The following is a 13,782-nucleotide window of genomic DNA, read 5'->3' as shown; positions in this document are numbered from 1 at the left end:
GGAACGGCTCAACGTGGTCGCGAGCTTCTCGATCCTCGCCGATTTCATCCGCAACGTCGGCGGCGATCGCGTCAACCTCACCACGCTGGTCGGTCCCGACAGCGACGTCCATGTCTACACACCGGCGCCCGGGGACGCGAAGCGGATCGCGGACGCAAGGCTCGTCATCGTCAACGGCCTGGGCCTGGAGGGCTGGCTGCCGCGGCTGGTGCAGTCCGCAGGCAGCAAGGCAACCGTCGTGATCGCGAGCGCCGGCATCGCGCCGCTCAAGCTCGGCTCGGAATCCGATCCACATGCCTGGCAGTCGATTCCTAACGCGAAAGCGTACGTAACCAACATCGCGGACGCGCTGGCCGCGGCCGCACCTGACGATGCCGAATTCTTCCGCGACCAGGCCAAGGCCTATCTGGAAAAGCTCGAAACGCTCGACCGAGAGGTGCGCGAGGCGATTGCAAAAATCCCGCCGGAGCGGCGCAAGGTGATCTCGACCCACGATGCCTTCGGCTATTTCGCCGCCGAATACGGCATCCAGTTCATCGCACCGCTCGGGGTCTCCACCGAAACCGAGCCGAGCGCCCGCGATATCGCCGCCATCATCGGCCAGATCCGGACGCAAAAAATCCCGGCTGTCTTCCTGGAGAATATCAGCGACGACCGGCTGATCCGGCGGATCGCGGCCGAGACCGGCTCAAAGGTCGGCGGGACCCTGATTTCGGACGGTTTGACGGCCGAAAAGGGGGCTGCCCCCACTTACATTGACATGGTCAGGCACAATATAAAGGCCCTGACCAGCGCGCTTGACCACTAGGGCAGGGGCCACCCCGCCTCGCGTCGCGCGAATAAGCCCGATGTCGGAGTAGTTATGTCTGAAGTGACCCCGCAGAAGATTCCCGTGACCGTGCTGACCGGCTATCTCGGGGCCGGCAAGACCACGCTTTTGAACCGCATCTTGTCGGAAAACCACGGCAAGAAATACGCCGTCATCGTCAACGAATTCGGCGAGATCGGCATCGACAACGACCTCATCATCGGCGCCGATGAGGAAGTGTTCGAGATGAATAATGGCTGCATCTGCTGCACCGTGCGCGGCGATCTCGTGCGCATCATGGACGGTCTGATGAAGCGCAAGGGCAAGTTCGACGCCATCATCGTCGAGACCACGGGGCTTGCGGACCCTGCGCCCGTCGCCCAGACCTTCTTCGTCGACGAGGACGTGCAGAAGAATGCGCGGCTTGACGCGGTCGTGACGGTTGCCGATGCCAAATGGCTCTCCGACCGGCTGAAGGATGCGCCCGAGGCCAAGAACCAGATCGCGTTTGCCGACGTCATCGTGCTGAACAAGACCGACCTCGTCTCCAAGCCCGAGCTTGCCGAGGTCGAGGCCCGCATCCGCGGCATCAATCCCTATGCGAAGCTGCACCGCACCGAGCGTTGCTCGGTGGCATTGGCCGACGTGCTCGATCGCGGCGCGTTCGACCTCGATCGCATCCTCGACATCGAGCCGGACTTCCTGGAGGCCGATGATCATGACCACGACCACGATCATCACCACCATCACGGTCATGACCATCATCACCACCATGATCACGGCCACGGCCTGAAGCACTATCACGACGAGGAGATGCAGTCGCTGTCGCTCAAGACCGACAAGCCGCTCGATCCCAACGTGTTCATGCCCTGGCTCCAGAACCTCGTGCAGGTGGAGGGCCAGAAGATCCTTCGCTCCAAGGGCATCCTCGCCTTCCACAATGATGACGACCGCTACGTCTTCCAGGGCGTCCACATGATGCTGGAGGGCAATCACCAGCGGAAGTGGAAGGAGGGCGAGCCGCGCGAGAGCCGTCTCGTCTTCATCGGTCGCGAGCTGCCTGAACAGGCCATCCGCGAAGGTTTTGAGAGCTGCATCGTCTCGTGATGAAAGAGTTTACGCCAGCTCCCGATTCACCCTCGATCGTCTCCGTCACCGACCGCGTCAAGCCGGTCGCGCTCGGCATGACCGTGACCTCGGTGCATTTCCTTGGGTCCCACGCCGCCTTCGTCGCCGGCGAGGAGAACGTTGCGCTCGCCACTGCGAATGGTGAGGTCAGCAAAATTGCTGTCCATAGCGGCGGCATTCTTTCGACTGCGAGCGACGGCAAGCGCCTCGTGATGGGCGGAGACGACGGCAAGGTCGTCTCGCTCGACGCCAAGGGCGAGGTGGCGCTGCTCGCGACCGATCCCAAGCGGCGCTGGATCGATGCGGTGGCGCTGCATCCCGATGGCGCCTTCGCCTGGTCGGCCGGCAAGCTTGCCTTCGTCAAGAGCGGCAAGCTAGAGGAGAGATCGATCGAGGTGCCCTCGACCGTCGGCGGCCTTGCGTTTGCGCCGAAGGGCCTGCGGCTTGCGATCGCGCATTACAACGGCGCGACGCTGTGGTTTCCGAACATGGCGGGGAGCGCCGAATTCCTGCCCTGGGCCGGTTCGCATCTCGCCGTCACTTTCAGCCCGGACAACAAGTTTCTGGTCACCGCGATGCACGAGCCGGCGCTGCATGGCTGGCGGCTCGCCGACAACAAGCACATGCGCATGACCGGCTATCCCGGCCGCGTCCGCTCGATGTCCTGGAGCGCGGGCGGCAAGGCGCTGGCGACCTCGGGCGCCGATACCGTGATCCTGTGGCCGTTCGCCAGCAAGGACGGCCCGATGGGCAAGGAGCCCGCGATGCTCGCGCCCTTGCAGGCGCGTGTGTCGGTGGTCGCCTGCCATCCGAAGAACGACATCTTCGCCGCCGGCTATAGCGACGGCACCGTGCTGATGGTGCGGCTGGAGGACGGCGCGGAGATCCTGGTCCGTCGCAATGGCACCGCGCCGGTCGCGGCGCTGGCCTGGAACGCCAAGGGGACGCTGCTTGCATTTGCCGACGAGACCGGCGATGGAGGGCTCCTCGAGCTCTGATTCCCATTCCGGCCGGCCAATGCGGTTTCTGACGACCTTCCAGCTTGCTGACTTCCTCGACACGCTGATCAGCCTGGTCACGGCTTTCGTGCTCGGAACGCTGATCGGCGCCGAGCGGCAATATCGTCAGCGCACCGCGGGCCTTCGCACCAACGTGCTGGTCGCGGTCGGCGCCGCCGCGTTCGTCGATCTCGCCATGCATCTGACCGGCGCCGACGGCGCGGTCCGCGTGATCTCCTACGTCGTCTCCGGCATCGGCTTCCTCGGCGCCGGCGTCATCATGAAGCAGGGCATGGACGTGCGCGGACTCAACACCGCGGCAACCCTGTGGGCGTCGGCCGCCGTCGGCTCCTGTGCCGGTGCCGACATGGTCGTACAGGCTGTCGCACTCACGGTATTCATCATCGCCGGCAACACACTGCTGCGCCCCCTGGTGAACGCGATCAACCGTATCCCGCTGAACGAGAAGGCCTCGGAGGCGACCTATTATTTCAAGGTCGCGGTGACGACCGAGGTCCTGCCCGACATCCGCGACCGCCTGGTCGAGAAGCTCGAAAACGCAAACTATCCGGTGGCCGACGTCAACGTCGTCGAGATCGGCGACGATATCCTGGAGATCGTCGCCGAGCTTATTGCGACCGCGGTCGATCCGAATGAGTTGAACGCCGTCGCGGTCGAGCTCCAGCGTCAGACGGGCGTGCGCCACGCCACCTGGGAAGTCAGCACGACCGACTGAGCGCGGCATTCTCGCGGGTTCCTGAAGGCCATCACGCGGAACTGCGGTCGGGCGATTTCGTTGATACCGCAGATGAATTCGCGGGTAGCGTCATGGCCGGTAAGCAGGACAAGCTCAGATTTCAACGCGATCTGCTGATCGCCTGCCTCCTGTTCGGGGCGGGCGTCCTGATCTCCGGCCTGTCGTTGGCGCAGATCCGGGCCGAGAGCCGGCAGCACATGGCTCAAGCCACGCAGCCGCTGCAAGGCACGCCGGCGCCGGATGATCAGAGCAAGACGCCTGCGCAATCAAAGCCCGGTGGCGACCGTCCCACCACCCCGGCGCCCGAGCCCGCACGGCCGGATCCACAGACGCAAGGCGCGGCGAGGCCGGTGCTGCCACAAGCGCCAGCCGAGAAGATCGCCCCGCCGATGAAGGAGCCGTCGCTCAAGGAGAAGTAGGAGGCGGCTTCCCCACCTCCGGTGTCGTCACCCGCGAAGGCGGATGACCCAGTATTCCAGAGGCAGCGACGAATACGGAGAAGCTGCGGCGTACTGGATACCCCGCTTGCGCTTGCGCGGGGCATGACGGCGTGCGTCGGGTGGAGCGCCCCATGCCGGCCGTACCAGCTACTTTGCATGGGGTTGTTTTCGACATTTTTGATGCCCCGCCTTGGCGAGGGCATCACGCTGGCGCCTCAGCGCACCAGGATGTTCCGGAACTGCCAGGGATCGCTCGTATCGATATCTTCCGGGAACAGCCCCGGGCGATCCGTCAGCGGCGTCCAGTCGGTGTAGAAGCCCTTCACCGGGCCGAGATACGGCATCTGGATTTCCAGCAGACGATCGAAATCCATTTCGTCGGCTTCGACGATGCCTTTGTTCGGGTTTTCCAGCGCCCACACCATGCCGCCGAGCACGGCGGAGGTCACTTGCAGGCCGGTGGCGTTCTGATAGGGCGCGAGCTTGCGGGTCTCTTCGATGGAGAGCTGCGAGCCGTACCAGTAGGCATTGTTGTCATGGCCGAACAGCAGCACGCCGAGTTCGTCGATGCCATCGACGATCTCGTTCTCATCGAGAATGTGGTGCTTTTCCTGCATCTTCGCGGCGCGGCCGAACATTTCGTGCAGCGACAGCACGGCATCGTCAGCCGGATGATAGGCATAGTGGCAGGTCGGCCGATAGATCGCCGTGCCCGATGCGTCACGTACCGTGAAGTAATCGGAGATCGAGATCGATTCGTTGTGGGTGACGAGGAAGCCATACTGCGCGCCTCGGGTCGGGCACCAGGTGCGCACGCGCGTGTTGGCACCGGGCTGCATCAGATAGATGGCAGCGCCGCAGCCAGCTTCGTGGGTACGCGCATTTTCGGGCATCCATTTTTCATGGGTGCCCCAACCGAGCTCGGACGGCTGCACGCCTTCCGAGAGGAAACCTTCCACCGACCAGGTGTTGACGAAGACATCAGGCTCTTTCGGCTTCTTGGAGCGCTGGGTATCGCGTTCGGCGATGTGGATGCCCTTGATGCCGGCTTGCCGCATCAGGTCCGCCCATTCGGCCTTGGTCTTCGGCTTGGGGGCATTGAGCTTCAGGTCGGCGGCGACATTGAGGAGCGCCTGCTTGACGAAGAAGGAGACCATGCCCGGATTGGCGCCGCAGCACGAGACAGCCGTCGTCGAGCCCGCGGGGCGCGCCTTCTTGGCGGCCAGCGTCACCTCGCGAAGGGCGTAGTTGGAGCGCGCTTCCGGGCCCTTCGAAGCATCGAAATAGAAGCCGAGCCAGGGTTCGTTGACGGTGTCGATATAGAGCGCGCCAAGCTCGTTGCAGAGCTCCATGATGTCGGTCGAGCCGGTATCGACCGAGAGATTGACGCAAAAGCCCTGGCCGCCGCCTTCGGTGAGTAGCGGGGTCAGCAATTCGCGATAATTGTCCTTGGTCACGGCCTTCTGGATGAAGCGCACGTTCTGCTTCTCGCAATGCGCCTTGCGGCCCTCGTCCTTGGGGTCGATCACGGTGACGCGCGACTTGTCGTAATCGAGATGGCGCTCGATCATCGGCAACGTGCCTTTGCCGATGGAGCCGAAGCCGACCATGACGATGGGACCGGTGATCTTCGCGTAGATCTGCGAGGCGGGGCTCATGGGATGGTTTCTCCGGAACGTGCTGGCGGACAAATGTTGAGGGGTGGATCAGGCGCCGCGGCGCTTGGCGGTGACTTCGATTTCGACCTTCATCTCGGGCTTGTAGAGCGCTGAGACGACGAGAAGCGTGGCGGCCGGGCGGATCTCGCCGAGGACTTCGCCGCAGACCGCGAAGTGTGCGTCTGCGTCCTTGGCATCGGTGAGGTAGTAGGTCGCGCGGACGATGTCGGCCATCTCGAATCCACCCTCCTTCAGGGCGGCCTCGATGGTCTTGAAGCAGTTACGTGACTGGCTCGTGACATCCGATGGCATCGACATCGCCGTGTAGTCATAGCCGGTGGTTCCCGCGACGAAGGCGAAGTCACCGTCGATCACGGCGCGGCTGTAGCCGGCGGTCTTCTCGAACGGCGAGCCGGTGGAAATCAGGCGACGGGACATCTGTTCGACCTCGATTGAAGGGGCGTTTCGCGGGGTTAAAGGGCCTTTCGGGGCCCTGCGCAACCCCCGAGAAGGCGGTGAAAAGAGTTCAGCGGAACTGCTGAGTAACGTCTTGCGATGGCGGCGGTGAGCCGCTCCACCGCCGCACCAGAATGTCCCTGACGATCATGATCGCAATCAGGACGAACAGCACTGACGTGATCAGGCTGCGCAGGCACGAGCGGGCATCGCCGCTGGATGCGGCCGGGGTCTTCGCCATGATGGACGTCCCCTTTAGGCCGCGTGCGCGTGCAGACGGGCTGCCCGCCGTTTGGGCTGCACGGCGCCGGTCGGGATGATCATCCCGGCTGCGTCGTCCAGTGCGCCCGCCTGGAATTCGAGGGCGAGCAGGCGCTCGCGCTCGAATGGCCCGGGCAGCGAGAGCGCGCCGGTCTTCTCGGCCGAGAAGCCGAAGCGGGCATAGTAGGGCGCGTCGCCGAGCAGGATCACGGCGGCATGCCCGCGCGCCCGGGCGGCGGCCAGCGCTTGATGCATCAGCGCGGCGCCGATCCCGAGCTCGCGGCAGGCAGGGTCGACCGCCAGCGGTCCGAGGACCAGAGCGGACCTGCCTCCGGCGCTGACGTGCCACAGCCGCACGGTTCCCACGAGCTTCCCCTCGCGCAACGCCGACAGGGCAAGGCCTGCGGCAGGTGCACGTCCGTCGCGCAGGCGCTGGCAGGTCCTGCCATGGCGGTTTTCGCCAAAGCAGGCATCGAGCAGCGCTTCACGCATCGCAACGTCGGCAGCACGCTCCGCACGGATCGCGAACGGAGCGGCTTTCGAGGTGAGGGCGACCTGTGGCTTCCGAAGAGCAGTCATGACACGTCAGTCCTCGCTTGCCTTGCGGACATGCGTCCGCAGCCAAGCGTCGTCAGAAATCGAGAAATGTCAGGGAGGGAGCCGGCGGGCCGGCTCCCGGGTTCGTCAGGCCTCGAAGGCGAGGCGGATCAGATGTGGTAGGTGCGGAGCGGCGGGATGCCGTTGAACGCAACCGACGAGTAGGTCGACGTATAAGCACCGGTCCCTTCGATCAGCACCTTGTCGCCGATCTCGAGCGTCACCGGGAGCGGATACGGGCTCTTCTCGTACAGGACATCGGCTGAGTCGCAGGTCGGGCCTGCGAGCACGCACGGCGTCATGTCCGCCCCGTCATGCGGGGTGCGGATGGCGTAGCGGATCGACTCGTCCATGGTTTCGGCGAGACCGCCGAACTTGCCGATGTCCAGGTAGACCCAGCGCACCTCATCCTCGTCGCTCTTCTTCGAGATGAGCACGACCTCGGACTCGATCACGCCAGCGTTGCCCACCATGCCGCGGCCCGGCTCGATGATGGTCTCGGGAATCTGGTTGCCGAAATGCTTGCGCAGCGCGCGGAAGATCGATCGCCCGTAGGTGACGACCGGCGGCACGTCCTTCAGGTACTTGGTCGGGAAGCCCCCGCCCATGTTCACCATCGAGAGGTTGATGCCGCGCTCGGCGCAGTCGCGGAACACCTGCGAGGCCATTGCCAGCGCACGGTCCCACGCCTTCACCTTGCGCTGCTGCGAGCCGACATGGAAGGAGATCCCGCAAGGCTCCAGGCCCAGACGCTTGGCGAGGTCGAGCACCTCGACCGCCATCTCCGGGTCGCAGCCGAACTTGCGCGACAGCGGCCACTCGGCGCCGGCGCAGTCATAGAGGATGCGGCAGAACACCTTCGCAGCTGGCGCGGCACGAGCGACCTTCTCGACCTCGGCGGCGCAATCGACCGCGAACAGCCGAATGCCGAGCGCGAAGGCGCGCGCGATGTCGCGCTCCTTCTTGATCGTGTTGCCGAAGGAGATGCGGTCGGGCGTCGCGCCTGCAGCCAGCGCCATCTCGATCTCGGCGACTGTTGCGGTGTCGAAGCAGGAGCCCATGGAGGCGAGCAGCGCCAGCACTTCCGGCGCCGGGTTCGCCTTGACGGCATAGAACACGCGGCTGTCGGGCAGCGCCTTGGCAAAGCTCTGGTAATTGTCGCGCACGACCTCGAGGTCGACGACGAGGCACGGCTCGGTATCGAGACCTTCGGTGCGGCGGTTGCGCAGAAATTCCCTGATGCGATCGGTCATAGCACCCTCCAAACGGCCCCAGCGACGGAGCCCGTTCAAAATGTTCTCGGACAGGGGTGCTTTGGCGCTGCCGCACGATGGAGACGCGACAGGGCCGAGAACCCGAGACCGAATTGTGCTGCCGTGGATTGGTTGGGAATTTTCCCGCCCGCTCACCTGGCAATGAAGGACAAGCCTTTTCAGTAGCCCGCGCCGGCGTTGGAATGCCGGTAGAGACCAAAAAAGCCCGCTCCGTCGTTGCTTTAAGTCGCGTCCCCCGTTGAGAACGAGGTGCGCCGGTTCGCCTCCGGCTGCCAGTCACGGTTGCAAAGGGCAAAGTCACCTTCGACTAGGCATCTCTTTGAGAGAGATGCTGGACGCTCCGGGTTTGCTTCAGTCTTCCGACTTCTGCACTTCCGAAGAGCCCCTCGGCTTCTTCACCCCTTGGCGGCTGTCCGGCCTCTTGTCCGGATACCTACCGACTGACACACGACCACAGGCACGTGCGAAATTGGGCAAGAACGCACATAAGCGTTTTGACTCTGGTTCGCAAGAAATTTTTTAGGCTGAGAGCAGAATTGCCTAACGACTGCTTGCGCTGTGCTGCGCGAGCGACGCTGAAGATGAACGGCTGTTAAGTTTGCGCGAGCTTGTGCACGCCTCTTGCCCGCGCGCGTCGCCTCACGTGCGCTTCGTGAACGGCTCGACGCGTTGAGCAGCGCGGATGAACGCGGTCATGACGAACACGCCGAGTGCGAACAGCACGGCCTGCACGATGTGCGCGCCGGTGTCGTCGAGCCCGAACAGAATCGCGAGCGCCCAGCCACCGGCGAACGCCGCGCCGAACACCTCGGCGCCGATCAGGATGGCGGCGCTGATGACGGTGATGACGCTCGGCCAGACGATCTGGCGGGAGGAGGAGGCAGGGGCGTTCATGAGCTAGATCCGTGGACTTTGAGGGCCGCAATCTCCCCGAAAAGGCGGCCGGGAGCAAGGCCAAATGGCGCAAAAAAGCCCCATCGCGTGCTATAGCTGGCGGCAACAAACCAGCTCAAAAAACGGGACAGGTCATGTCAGAACCCCTCGAGAATACCGGCGCCGCGCCGGCCGAGACGAACCCGCTCCTGAAGGCCTGGGTGACGCCGTTCGCAACCCCACCGTTCGATGAGATCAGCCCGGAGCACTTCCTCCCGGCTTTCGAGCAGGCCTTCGCCGATCACTCCGCCGAGATCGCGGCGATCGTCCATGATCCGGCGGCGCCCGACTTCGCCAACACCATCACGGCGCTGGAGCGCTCCGGCAAGCTGCTCAACAAGGTCTCGGCCGTGTTCTACGACCTCGTCTCCGCGCACTCGAATCCGGCGATCCTGGAGATCGACAAGGATGTTTCCTTGCGGATGGCGCGGCACTGGAATCCGATCATGATGAACGCGGTGCTGTTTGGCCGCATTGCCCAGCTCCACGAGAACCGCGCCACGCTGAAGCTCACTCCTGAGCAGCTCCGCCTGCTCGAACGTACCTACACCCGCTTCCACCGCGCCGGCGCCGGACTCACCGAGGAGGCCAAGGCGCGGATGGCCGAGATCAACGAGAGGCTCGCCCAGCTCGGCACCACCTTCAGCCATCATCTGCTCGGTGACGAGCAGGAGTGGTTCATGGAGCTCGGCGAGGACGACCGCCAGGGCCTGCCGGAGAGCTTCGTTGCGGCCGCCAAGGCTGCGGCAGAAGATCGCGGCATGGCCGGCAAGGCCATCGTCACCCTGTCGCGCTCCTCGGTCGAGCCGTTCCTGAAGGGCTCGGCGAGGCGTGACCTGCGCGAGAAGGTCTACAAGGCCTTCACCGCGCGGGGCGACAATGGCAACACCAACGACAATAACGAGACCATCGTCGAGATCCTGAAGCTGCGCGAGGAGAGCGCCAATCTCCTGGGCTATCCGACCTTCGCCGCCTACCGGCTCGAGGATTCGATGGCCAAGACGCCGGATGCGGTGCGAGGCCTCCTGGAGCGGGTCTGGAAGCCCGCGCGGGCGCGCGCACTCGCCGACCGCGACGAAATGCAGACGCTGATCACGACGGAAGGCGGCAATTTCCAGCTCGCGCCCTGGGACTGGCGCTACTACGCCGAAAAGCTGCGCCTCCAGCGCGCCAATTTCGACGACGCCGCGATCAAGCCATATTTGACGCTCGACCACATGATCGCGGCGGCCTTCGACTGTGCCACGCGGCTGTTCGGTATCACCTTCGAGGAGCGCAAGGATGTCCCGGCCTGGCATCCGGACGTGCGGGTCTGGGAGGTGAAGGACCGGGACGGCAAGCACAAGGCGCTGTTCTACGGCGACTACTATGCCCGGCCGTCAAAGCGCTCCGGCGCCTGGATGACCTCGCTGCGCGACCAGCAGAAGCTCGACGGCGAGACCGCGCCGCTGGTCATCAATGTCTGCAACTTCGCCAAGGGCGCCGGCGGGGAGCCCTCGCTGCTGTCGCCCGACGATGCCCGCACGCTTTTCCACGAGTTCGGCCACGGCCTGCACGGCATGCTCTCCAACGTTACCTATCCGTCGCTGTCGGGCACCTCGGTGTTCACCGATTTCGTCGAGCTGCCCTCCCAGCTCTATGAGCACTGGCAGGAGCGGCCCGAGGTGCTGCAACAATTTGCCCGTCACTACCAGACCGGTGAGCCGCTCCCCGACGACCTGCTCCAGCGCTTCCTCGCAGCGCGCAAGTTCAACCAGGGCTTTGCCACCGTTGAATTCGTCTCCTCGGCCCTCGTCGATCTCGAATTCCACACCCAGCCGGCCGCGGCCGCGCAGGACGTGCGGGCCTTCGAGAGACAAGAGCTCGAGAAGATCGGCATGCCCGGGGAGATCGCGATGCGGCATCGGCCCACGCAATTTGGCCACATCTTCTCCGGCGACCACTATGCCGCCGGCTATTACAGCTACATGTGGTCGGAGGTGATGGATGCCGACGCCTTCGGTGCCTTCGAGGAGGCCGGCAACATCTTCGATCCGGCGGTGGCAAAGCGCCTGCACGACGACATCTACTCCACAGGCGGATCGGTCGATCCGGAAGCCGCCTACGAGGCCTTCCGCGGCCGCCCGCCGGAGCCGGATGCGCTCTTGCGCCGCCGCGGCCTGCTCGACGCCGCGGAGGCGGCCTGATGGGCATGCGCGCCCTGTTGGGATGGCTGCTCGCCGCCGGCCTGTCGCTTGCGGCGGGCGTAGCTGAGGCCCATCCGCATGTCTGGATCACCGCGACCAGCGAGCTGATCTACGCGCCTGACGGCTCGATCACCGGCGTCCGCCACGCCTGGACGTTTGACGACATGTTCTCGGCCTATGCGACCCAGGGGCTAGAGGGCAAGACCAAGGGCAGCTACACGCGCGAGGAGCTGGCTCCTCTTGCCCAGACCAACGTCGAGTCGCTGAAGGAATATGCCTACTTCACCTTCGCCAAGGCCGACGGCAAGAAGGAGCGCTTCAATGAGCCGGTCGACTATTTCCTCGACTACAAGGACACCGTGCTGACCCTGCATTTCACGCTGCCGCTGAGGACGCCGCTGAAGCCGAAGCAGCTCATGCTGGAGGTGTTCGACCGCTCCTTCTTCATCGACTTCCAGATGGCCAAGGACAACCCGGTCAAGCTGGTCGGGGCGCCGGCGGGCTGCCAGATGAAGCTGGAGCGGCCGAATGACGGCACCGCGAGCGCCCAGAAGCTCAACGAGCAGACGTTCGTGGACGGCGAGAACTCCAACTTCGGAATGATGTTCGCCAACAAGATCACCGTGGATTGCCCGTGACCTCTTTCCTTCGTTCTCCGCTTGCACGCGCGCTCGGCACCGGCGCGGCCGTTCTTGTCGCCGTCTGGGCCGTCGATGCTGCGCTTCATGATCTCTTCGCGCAAAACCCCTTCGGTGGGCCGCGTCCCGCGCCCGAGCCGGAGGCCGGGGGCATCGTCGGCTGGCTGCTGGCCAAGCAGTCGGAATTTTACCGCGAGATGTCGGCGACCATCCGCGCCGCGAAATCCGACGGCTCGGCGGTGTGGACGCTGCTCGCGATCTCCTTTGCCTACGGCATCCTCCATGCCGCTGGTCCCGGCCACGGCAAGGCGGTGATCTCGTCCTACCTCGTCGCCAACCAGGAAACGGCCCGGCGCGGCATCGTGCTGTCCTTTGCCTCGGCGCTGATGCAGTCGCTTGTCGCAGTCCTCATCGTCGGCATCGCGGCCTGGGTGCTGAATGCGACGGCCAGGACCATGTGCAGCGCCGAGAAGGTGATCGAGATCGCTAGCTACGCCCTGATCGCGGCGTTCGGGCTGCGCCTCGTCTGGGTCAAGGGCAGCGCCTTCATCCGCGCGCTGCAGGCCTCCCAGCCGGTGCCCGCGATCGCCGGCGTGCCGCATCATCACGATCACGGCCACGATGACGGCCACGATCACCATCACCATGACGAGCATGATCATGGTCACAATCACCACGACCATCACCACCACGGCCATGGCCACGCGCATACCCATGCCCACGACCATGTCCATGACGAGCATTGCGGCCACTCCCATGGACCCACGCCGGGCGAGCTTGCCGGCCCCGGCGGCTGGCGGCGTGGTCTCGCGGCAATCCTCACCGTCGGCATCCGCCCCTGCTCGGGCGCGATCCTGGTGCTGGTGTTCGCGCTCGCTCAGGGCCTGTTCTGGGCCGGCATCGCGGCGACCCTCCTGATGGGGCTCGGCACCGCGATTACGGTTGCAACCATCGCGGTCATCGCCGTCTCCGCCAAGGACGTCGCCCGGCGGCTGAGCGCAGGCCGCGACGGCGGCGGCGCACTGTTCATGCGCGGCATCGAATTCGGCGCTGCGGGCCTCGTGCTCCTGTTCGGCACCGGCCTGCTGTTCGGCTACCTCGCCGCCGAACGCACGACGTGTTTTTGAGGTGAATTCCCGTAGCCCTCACACCGGCAGAAACTGCTTCAAGGCGGGCATGAAGAAGATCGCGACGTTGATTGCAAAGCCGATGCTCCAGAGAATGGAGCGCAGCGTCGGACGGTTGCCGAGATAGGTGAAGACGTAGGCGATCCGCACGATCAGGAAGAGCACGGCGAGCTCGTCGACCAGGCGCTGCGGGGAATCGCGGAATTCGGCGAGCAGCACGGCAATCGCGAAGAACGGGAAGGTCTCGATGCCGTTCTGGTGCGCGCCCAGCGCGCGCTGCGAGATGGCATCCTCATAGAAGGCCGGGTCGCGCGGCTTCGAATTATCGAAACGACCGAACCTGATCCATTTGATCGAGGCGATCGTCGCAAGATAGAGCAGCAGCGCTCCAAATACGCACCATTCCGCGAGCGTCATGGTTCCTTCCCCCTGCGCATGGCCCGGAAAAGTGGGCACCGGTTTTCCGTGAAGACCATGCTCCACCAAAGGTCGAGCGCGATGGAAACCCACCGCGCTCGGGT

General features: G+C 64.6%; 15 protein-coding genes. 8 read left to right on the top strand and 7 right to left on the bottom strand.

Annotated features, from left to right (window positions below; all coding sequences use genetic code 11):
* The 5 genes from Q3C01_RS40285 to Q3C01_RS40265 all read left to right on the top strand — a co-directional run.
* Positions 1–808, top strand: an 808-nt coding sequence (locus Q3C01_RS40285; RefSeq protein ID WP_458150888.1) for a metal ABC transporter solute-binding protein, Zn/Mn family, incomplete at its 5' end; no start/stop codon positions are given.
* A gap of 54 nt (positions 809–862) precedes the next feature.
* Entirely contained in the window at positions 863–1,915 is a 1,053-nt protein-coding gene (locus Q3C01_RS40280) for a CobW family GTP-binding protein (protein WP_458150887.1), read from the top strand.
* Positions 1,915–2,934, top strand: a complete 1,020-nt coding sequence (locus Q3C01_RS40275) for a WD40 repeat domain-containing protein (RefSeq protein WP_458150886.1) — start codon at positions 1,915–1,917, stop codon at positions 2,932–2,934. The genes Q3C01_RS40280 and Q3C01_RS40275 overlap by 1 nt, the downstream gene beginning before the upstream one ends.
* A gap of 19 nt (positions 2,935–2,953) precedes the next feature.
* Positions 2,954–3,670 carry an MgtC/SapB family protein gene (locus Q3C01_RS40270; RefSeq protein WP_458150885.1) on the top strand — a complete coding sequence of 239 codons (717 nt, stop codon included), beginning with the start codon at positions 2,954–2,956 and terminating at the stop codon, positions 3,668–3,670.
* Between the two features lie 92 nt (positions 3,671–3,762).
* Entirely contained in the window at positions 3,763–4,110 is a 348-nt protein-coding gene (locus Q3C01_RS40265; RefSeq protein ID WP_458150884.1) for a hypothetical protein, read from the top strand.
* Between the two features lie 236 nt (positions 4,111–4,346).
* Here the strand turns inward: Q3C01_RS40265 and Q3C01_RS40260 are convergent, their stop codons facing one another.
* The 6 genes from Q3C01_RS40260 to Q3C01_RS40235 all read right to left on the bottom strand — a co-directional run bounded on the left by Q3C01_RS40260 (position 4,347) and on the right by Q3C01_RS40235 (position 9,271).
* Positions 4,347–5,789 carry a homospermidine synthase gene (locus Q3C01_RS40260; protein WP_458150883.1) on the bottom strand — a complete coding sequence of 481 codons (1,443 nt, stop codon included), beginning with the start codon at positions 5,787–5,789 and terminating at the stop codon, positions 4,347–4,349.
* Between the two features lie 48 nt (positions 5,790–5,837).
* On the bottom strand, positions 5,838–6,227 hold the full coding sequence (locus Q3C01_RS40255) for a RidA family protein (RefSeq protein WP_458150882.1): 390 nt from the start codon (positions 6,225–6,227) through the stop codon (positions 5,838–5,840).
* An 88-nt stretch (positions 6,228–6,315) separates the two neighbouring features.
* The gene (locus tag Q3C01_RS40250; protein WP_458150881.1) at positions 6,316–6,486 is read right to left on the bottom strand and encodes a hypothetical protein; all 171 of its coding nucleotides are present in this window, start codon (positions 6,484–6,486) and stop codon (positions 6,316–6,318) included.
* A 14-nt stretch (positions 6,487–6,500) separates the two neighbouring features.
* A complete protein-coding gene (locus Q3C01_RS40245) occupies positions 6,501–7,085 on the bottom strand; it encodes a GNAT family N-acetyltransferase (protein WP_458150880.1) in 585 nt (194 codons plus the stop codon).
* Between the two features lie 128 nt (positions 7,086–7,213).
* On the bottom strand, positions 7,214–8,356 hold the full coding sequence (locus Q3C01_RS40240; RefSeq protein WP_458150879.1) for a type III PLP-dependent enzyme: 1,143 nt from the start codon (positions 8,354–8,356) through the stop codon (positions 7,214–7,216).
* A gap of 660 nt (positions 8,357–9,016) precedes the next feature.
* Positions 9,017–9,271 carry a hypothetical protein gene (locus Q3C01_RS40235; protein ID WP_458150878.1) on the bottom strand — a complete coding sequence of 85 codons (255 nt, stop codon included), beginning with the start codon at positions 9,269–9,271 and terminating at the stop codon, positions 9,017–9,019.
* A 134-nt stretch (positions 9,272–9,405) separates the two neighbouring features.
* Between Q3C01_RS40235 and Q3C01_RS40230 the strand changes: the two genes are divergently transcribed.
* From Q3C01_RS40230 to Q3C01_RS40220, 3 genes are read left to right on the top strand one after another with little or no spacing between them, the layout of a single operon-like run.
* Positions 9,406–11,496 carry a M3 family metallopeptidase gene (locus tag Q3C01_RS40230; RefSeq protein WP_458150877.1) on the top strand — a complete coding sequence of 697 codons (2,091 nt, stop codon included), beginning with the start codon at positions 9,406–9,408 and terminating at the stop codon, positions 11,494–11,496.
* The gene (locus Q3C01_RS40225; protein WP_458150876.1) at positions 11,496–12,134 is read left to right on the top strand and encodes a DUF1007 family protein; all 639 of its coding nucleotides are present in this window, start codon (positions 11,496–11,498) and stop codon (positions 12,132–12,134) included. The genes Q3C01_RS40230 and Q3C01_RS40225 overlap by 1 nt, the downstream gene beginning before the upstream one ends.
* Complete coding sequence (locus Q3C01_RS40220) at positions 12,125–13,261, top strand: nickel/cobalt transporter (protein ID WP_458150875.1); 1,137 nt, start codon at positions 12,125–12,127, stop codon at positions 13,259–13,261. The genes Q3C01_RS40225 and Q3C01_RS40220 overlap by 10 nt, the downstream gene beginning before the upstream one ends.
* An 18-nt stretch (positions 13,262–13,279) precedes the next feature.
* Here Q3C01_RS40220 and Q3C01_RS40215 read toward each other — a convergent pair whose 3' ends face one another.
* Positions 13,280–13,678: an MAPEG family protein gene (locus Q3C01_RS40215; protein ID WP_458150874.1), complete on the bottom strand. Its 399-nt coding sequence runs from the start codon at positions 13,676–13,678 to the stop codon at positions 13,280–13,282.
* Between the last annotated feature and the right edge of the window lie 104 nt (positions 13,679–13,782).

The sequence above is a fragment of the Bradyrhizobium sp. UFLA05-109 genome (genome assembly GCF_054185165.1).
The sequence above is the reverse complement of the archived record's forward strand: the minus strand, read 5'-3'. Positions and strand labels throughout refer to the sequence as shown.

Coding starts and splice junctions, on each gene's coding strand:
- Q3C01_RS40260 (WP_458150883.1), bottom strand. CDS start 5,789: ATGAGCCCCGCCTCGCAGATCTACGCGAAGATCACCGGTCCCATCGTC.
- Q3C01_RS40265 (WP_458150884.1), top strand. CDS start 3,763: ATGGCCGGTAAGCAGGACAAGCTCAGATTTCAACGCGATCTGCTGATC.
- Q3C01_RS40255 (WP_458150882.1), bottom strand. CDS start 6,227: ATGTCCCGTCGCCTGATTTCCACCGGCTCGCCGTTCGAGAAGACCGCC.
- Q3C01_RS40230 (WP_458150877.1), top strand. CDS start 9,406: ATGTCAGAACCCCTCGAGAATACCGGCGCCGCGCCGGCCGAGACGAAC.
- Q3C01_RS40250 (WP_458150881.1), bottom strand. CDS start 6,486: ATGGCGAAGACCCCGGCCGCATCCAGCGGCGATGCCCGCTCGTGCCTG.
- Q3C01_RS40235 (WP_458150878.1), bottom strand. CDS start 9,271: ATGAACGCCCCTGCCTCCTCCTCCCGCCAGATCGTCTGGCCGAGCGTC.
- Q3C01_RS40240 (WP_458150879.1), bottom strand. CDS start 8,356: ATGACCGATCGCATCAGGGAATTTCTGCGCAACCGCCGCACCGAAGGT.
- Q3C01_RS40215 (WP_458150874.1), bottom strand. CDS start 13,678: ATGACGCTCGCGGAATGGTGCGTATTTGGAGCGCTGCTGCTCTATCTT.
- Q3C01_RS40245 (WP_458150880.1), bottom strand. CDS start 7,085: ATGACTGCTCTTCGGAAGCCACAGGTCGCCCTCACCTCGAAAGCCGCT.
- Q3C01_RS40275 (WP_458150886.1), top strand. CDS start 1,915: ATGAAAGAGTTTACGCCAGCTCCCGATTCACCCTCGATCGTCTCCGTC.
- Q3C01_RS40270 (WP_458150885.1), top strand. CDS start 2,954: ATGCGGTTTCTGACGACCTTCCAGCTTGCTGACTTCCTCGACACGCTG.
- Q3C01_RS40280 (WP_458150887.1), top strand. CDS start 863: ATGTCTGAAGTGACCCCGCAGAAGATTCCCGTGACCGTGCTGACCGGC.
- Q3C01_RS40225 (WP_458150876.1), top strand. CDS start 11,496: ATGGGCATGCGCGCCCTGTTGGGATGGCTGCTCGCCGCCGGCCTGTCG.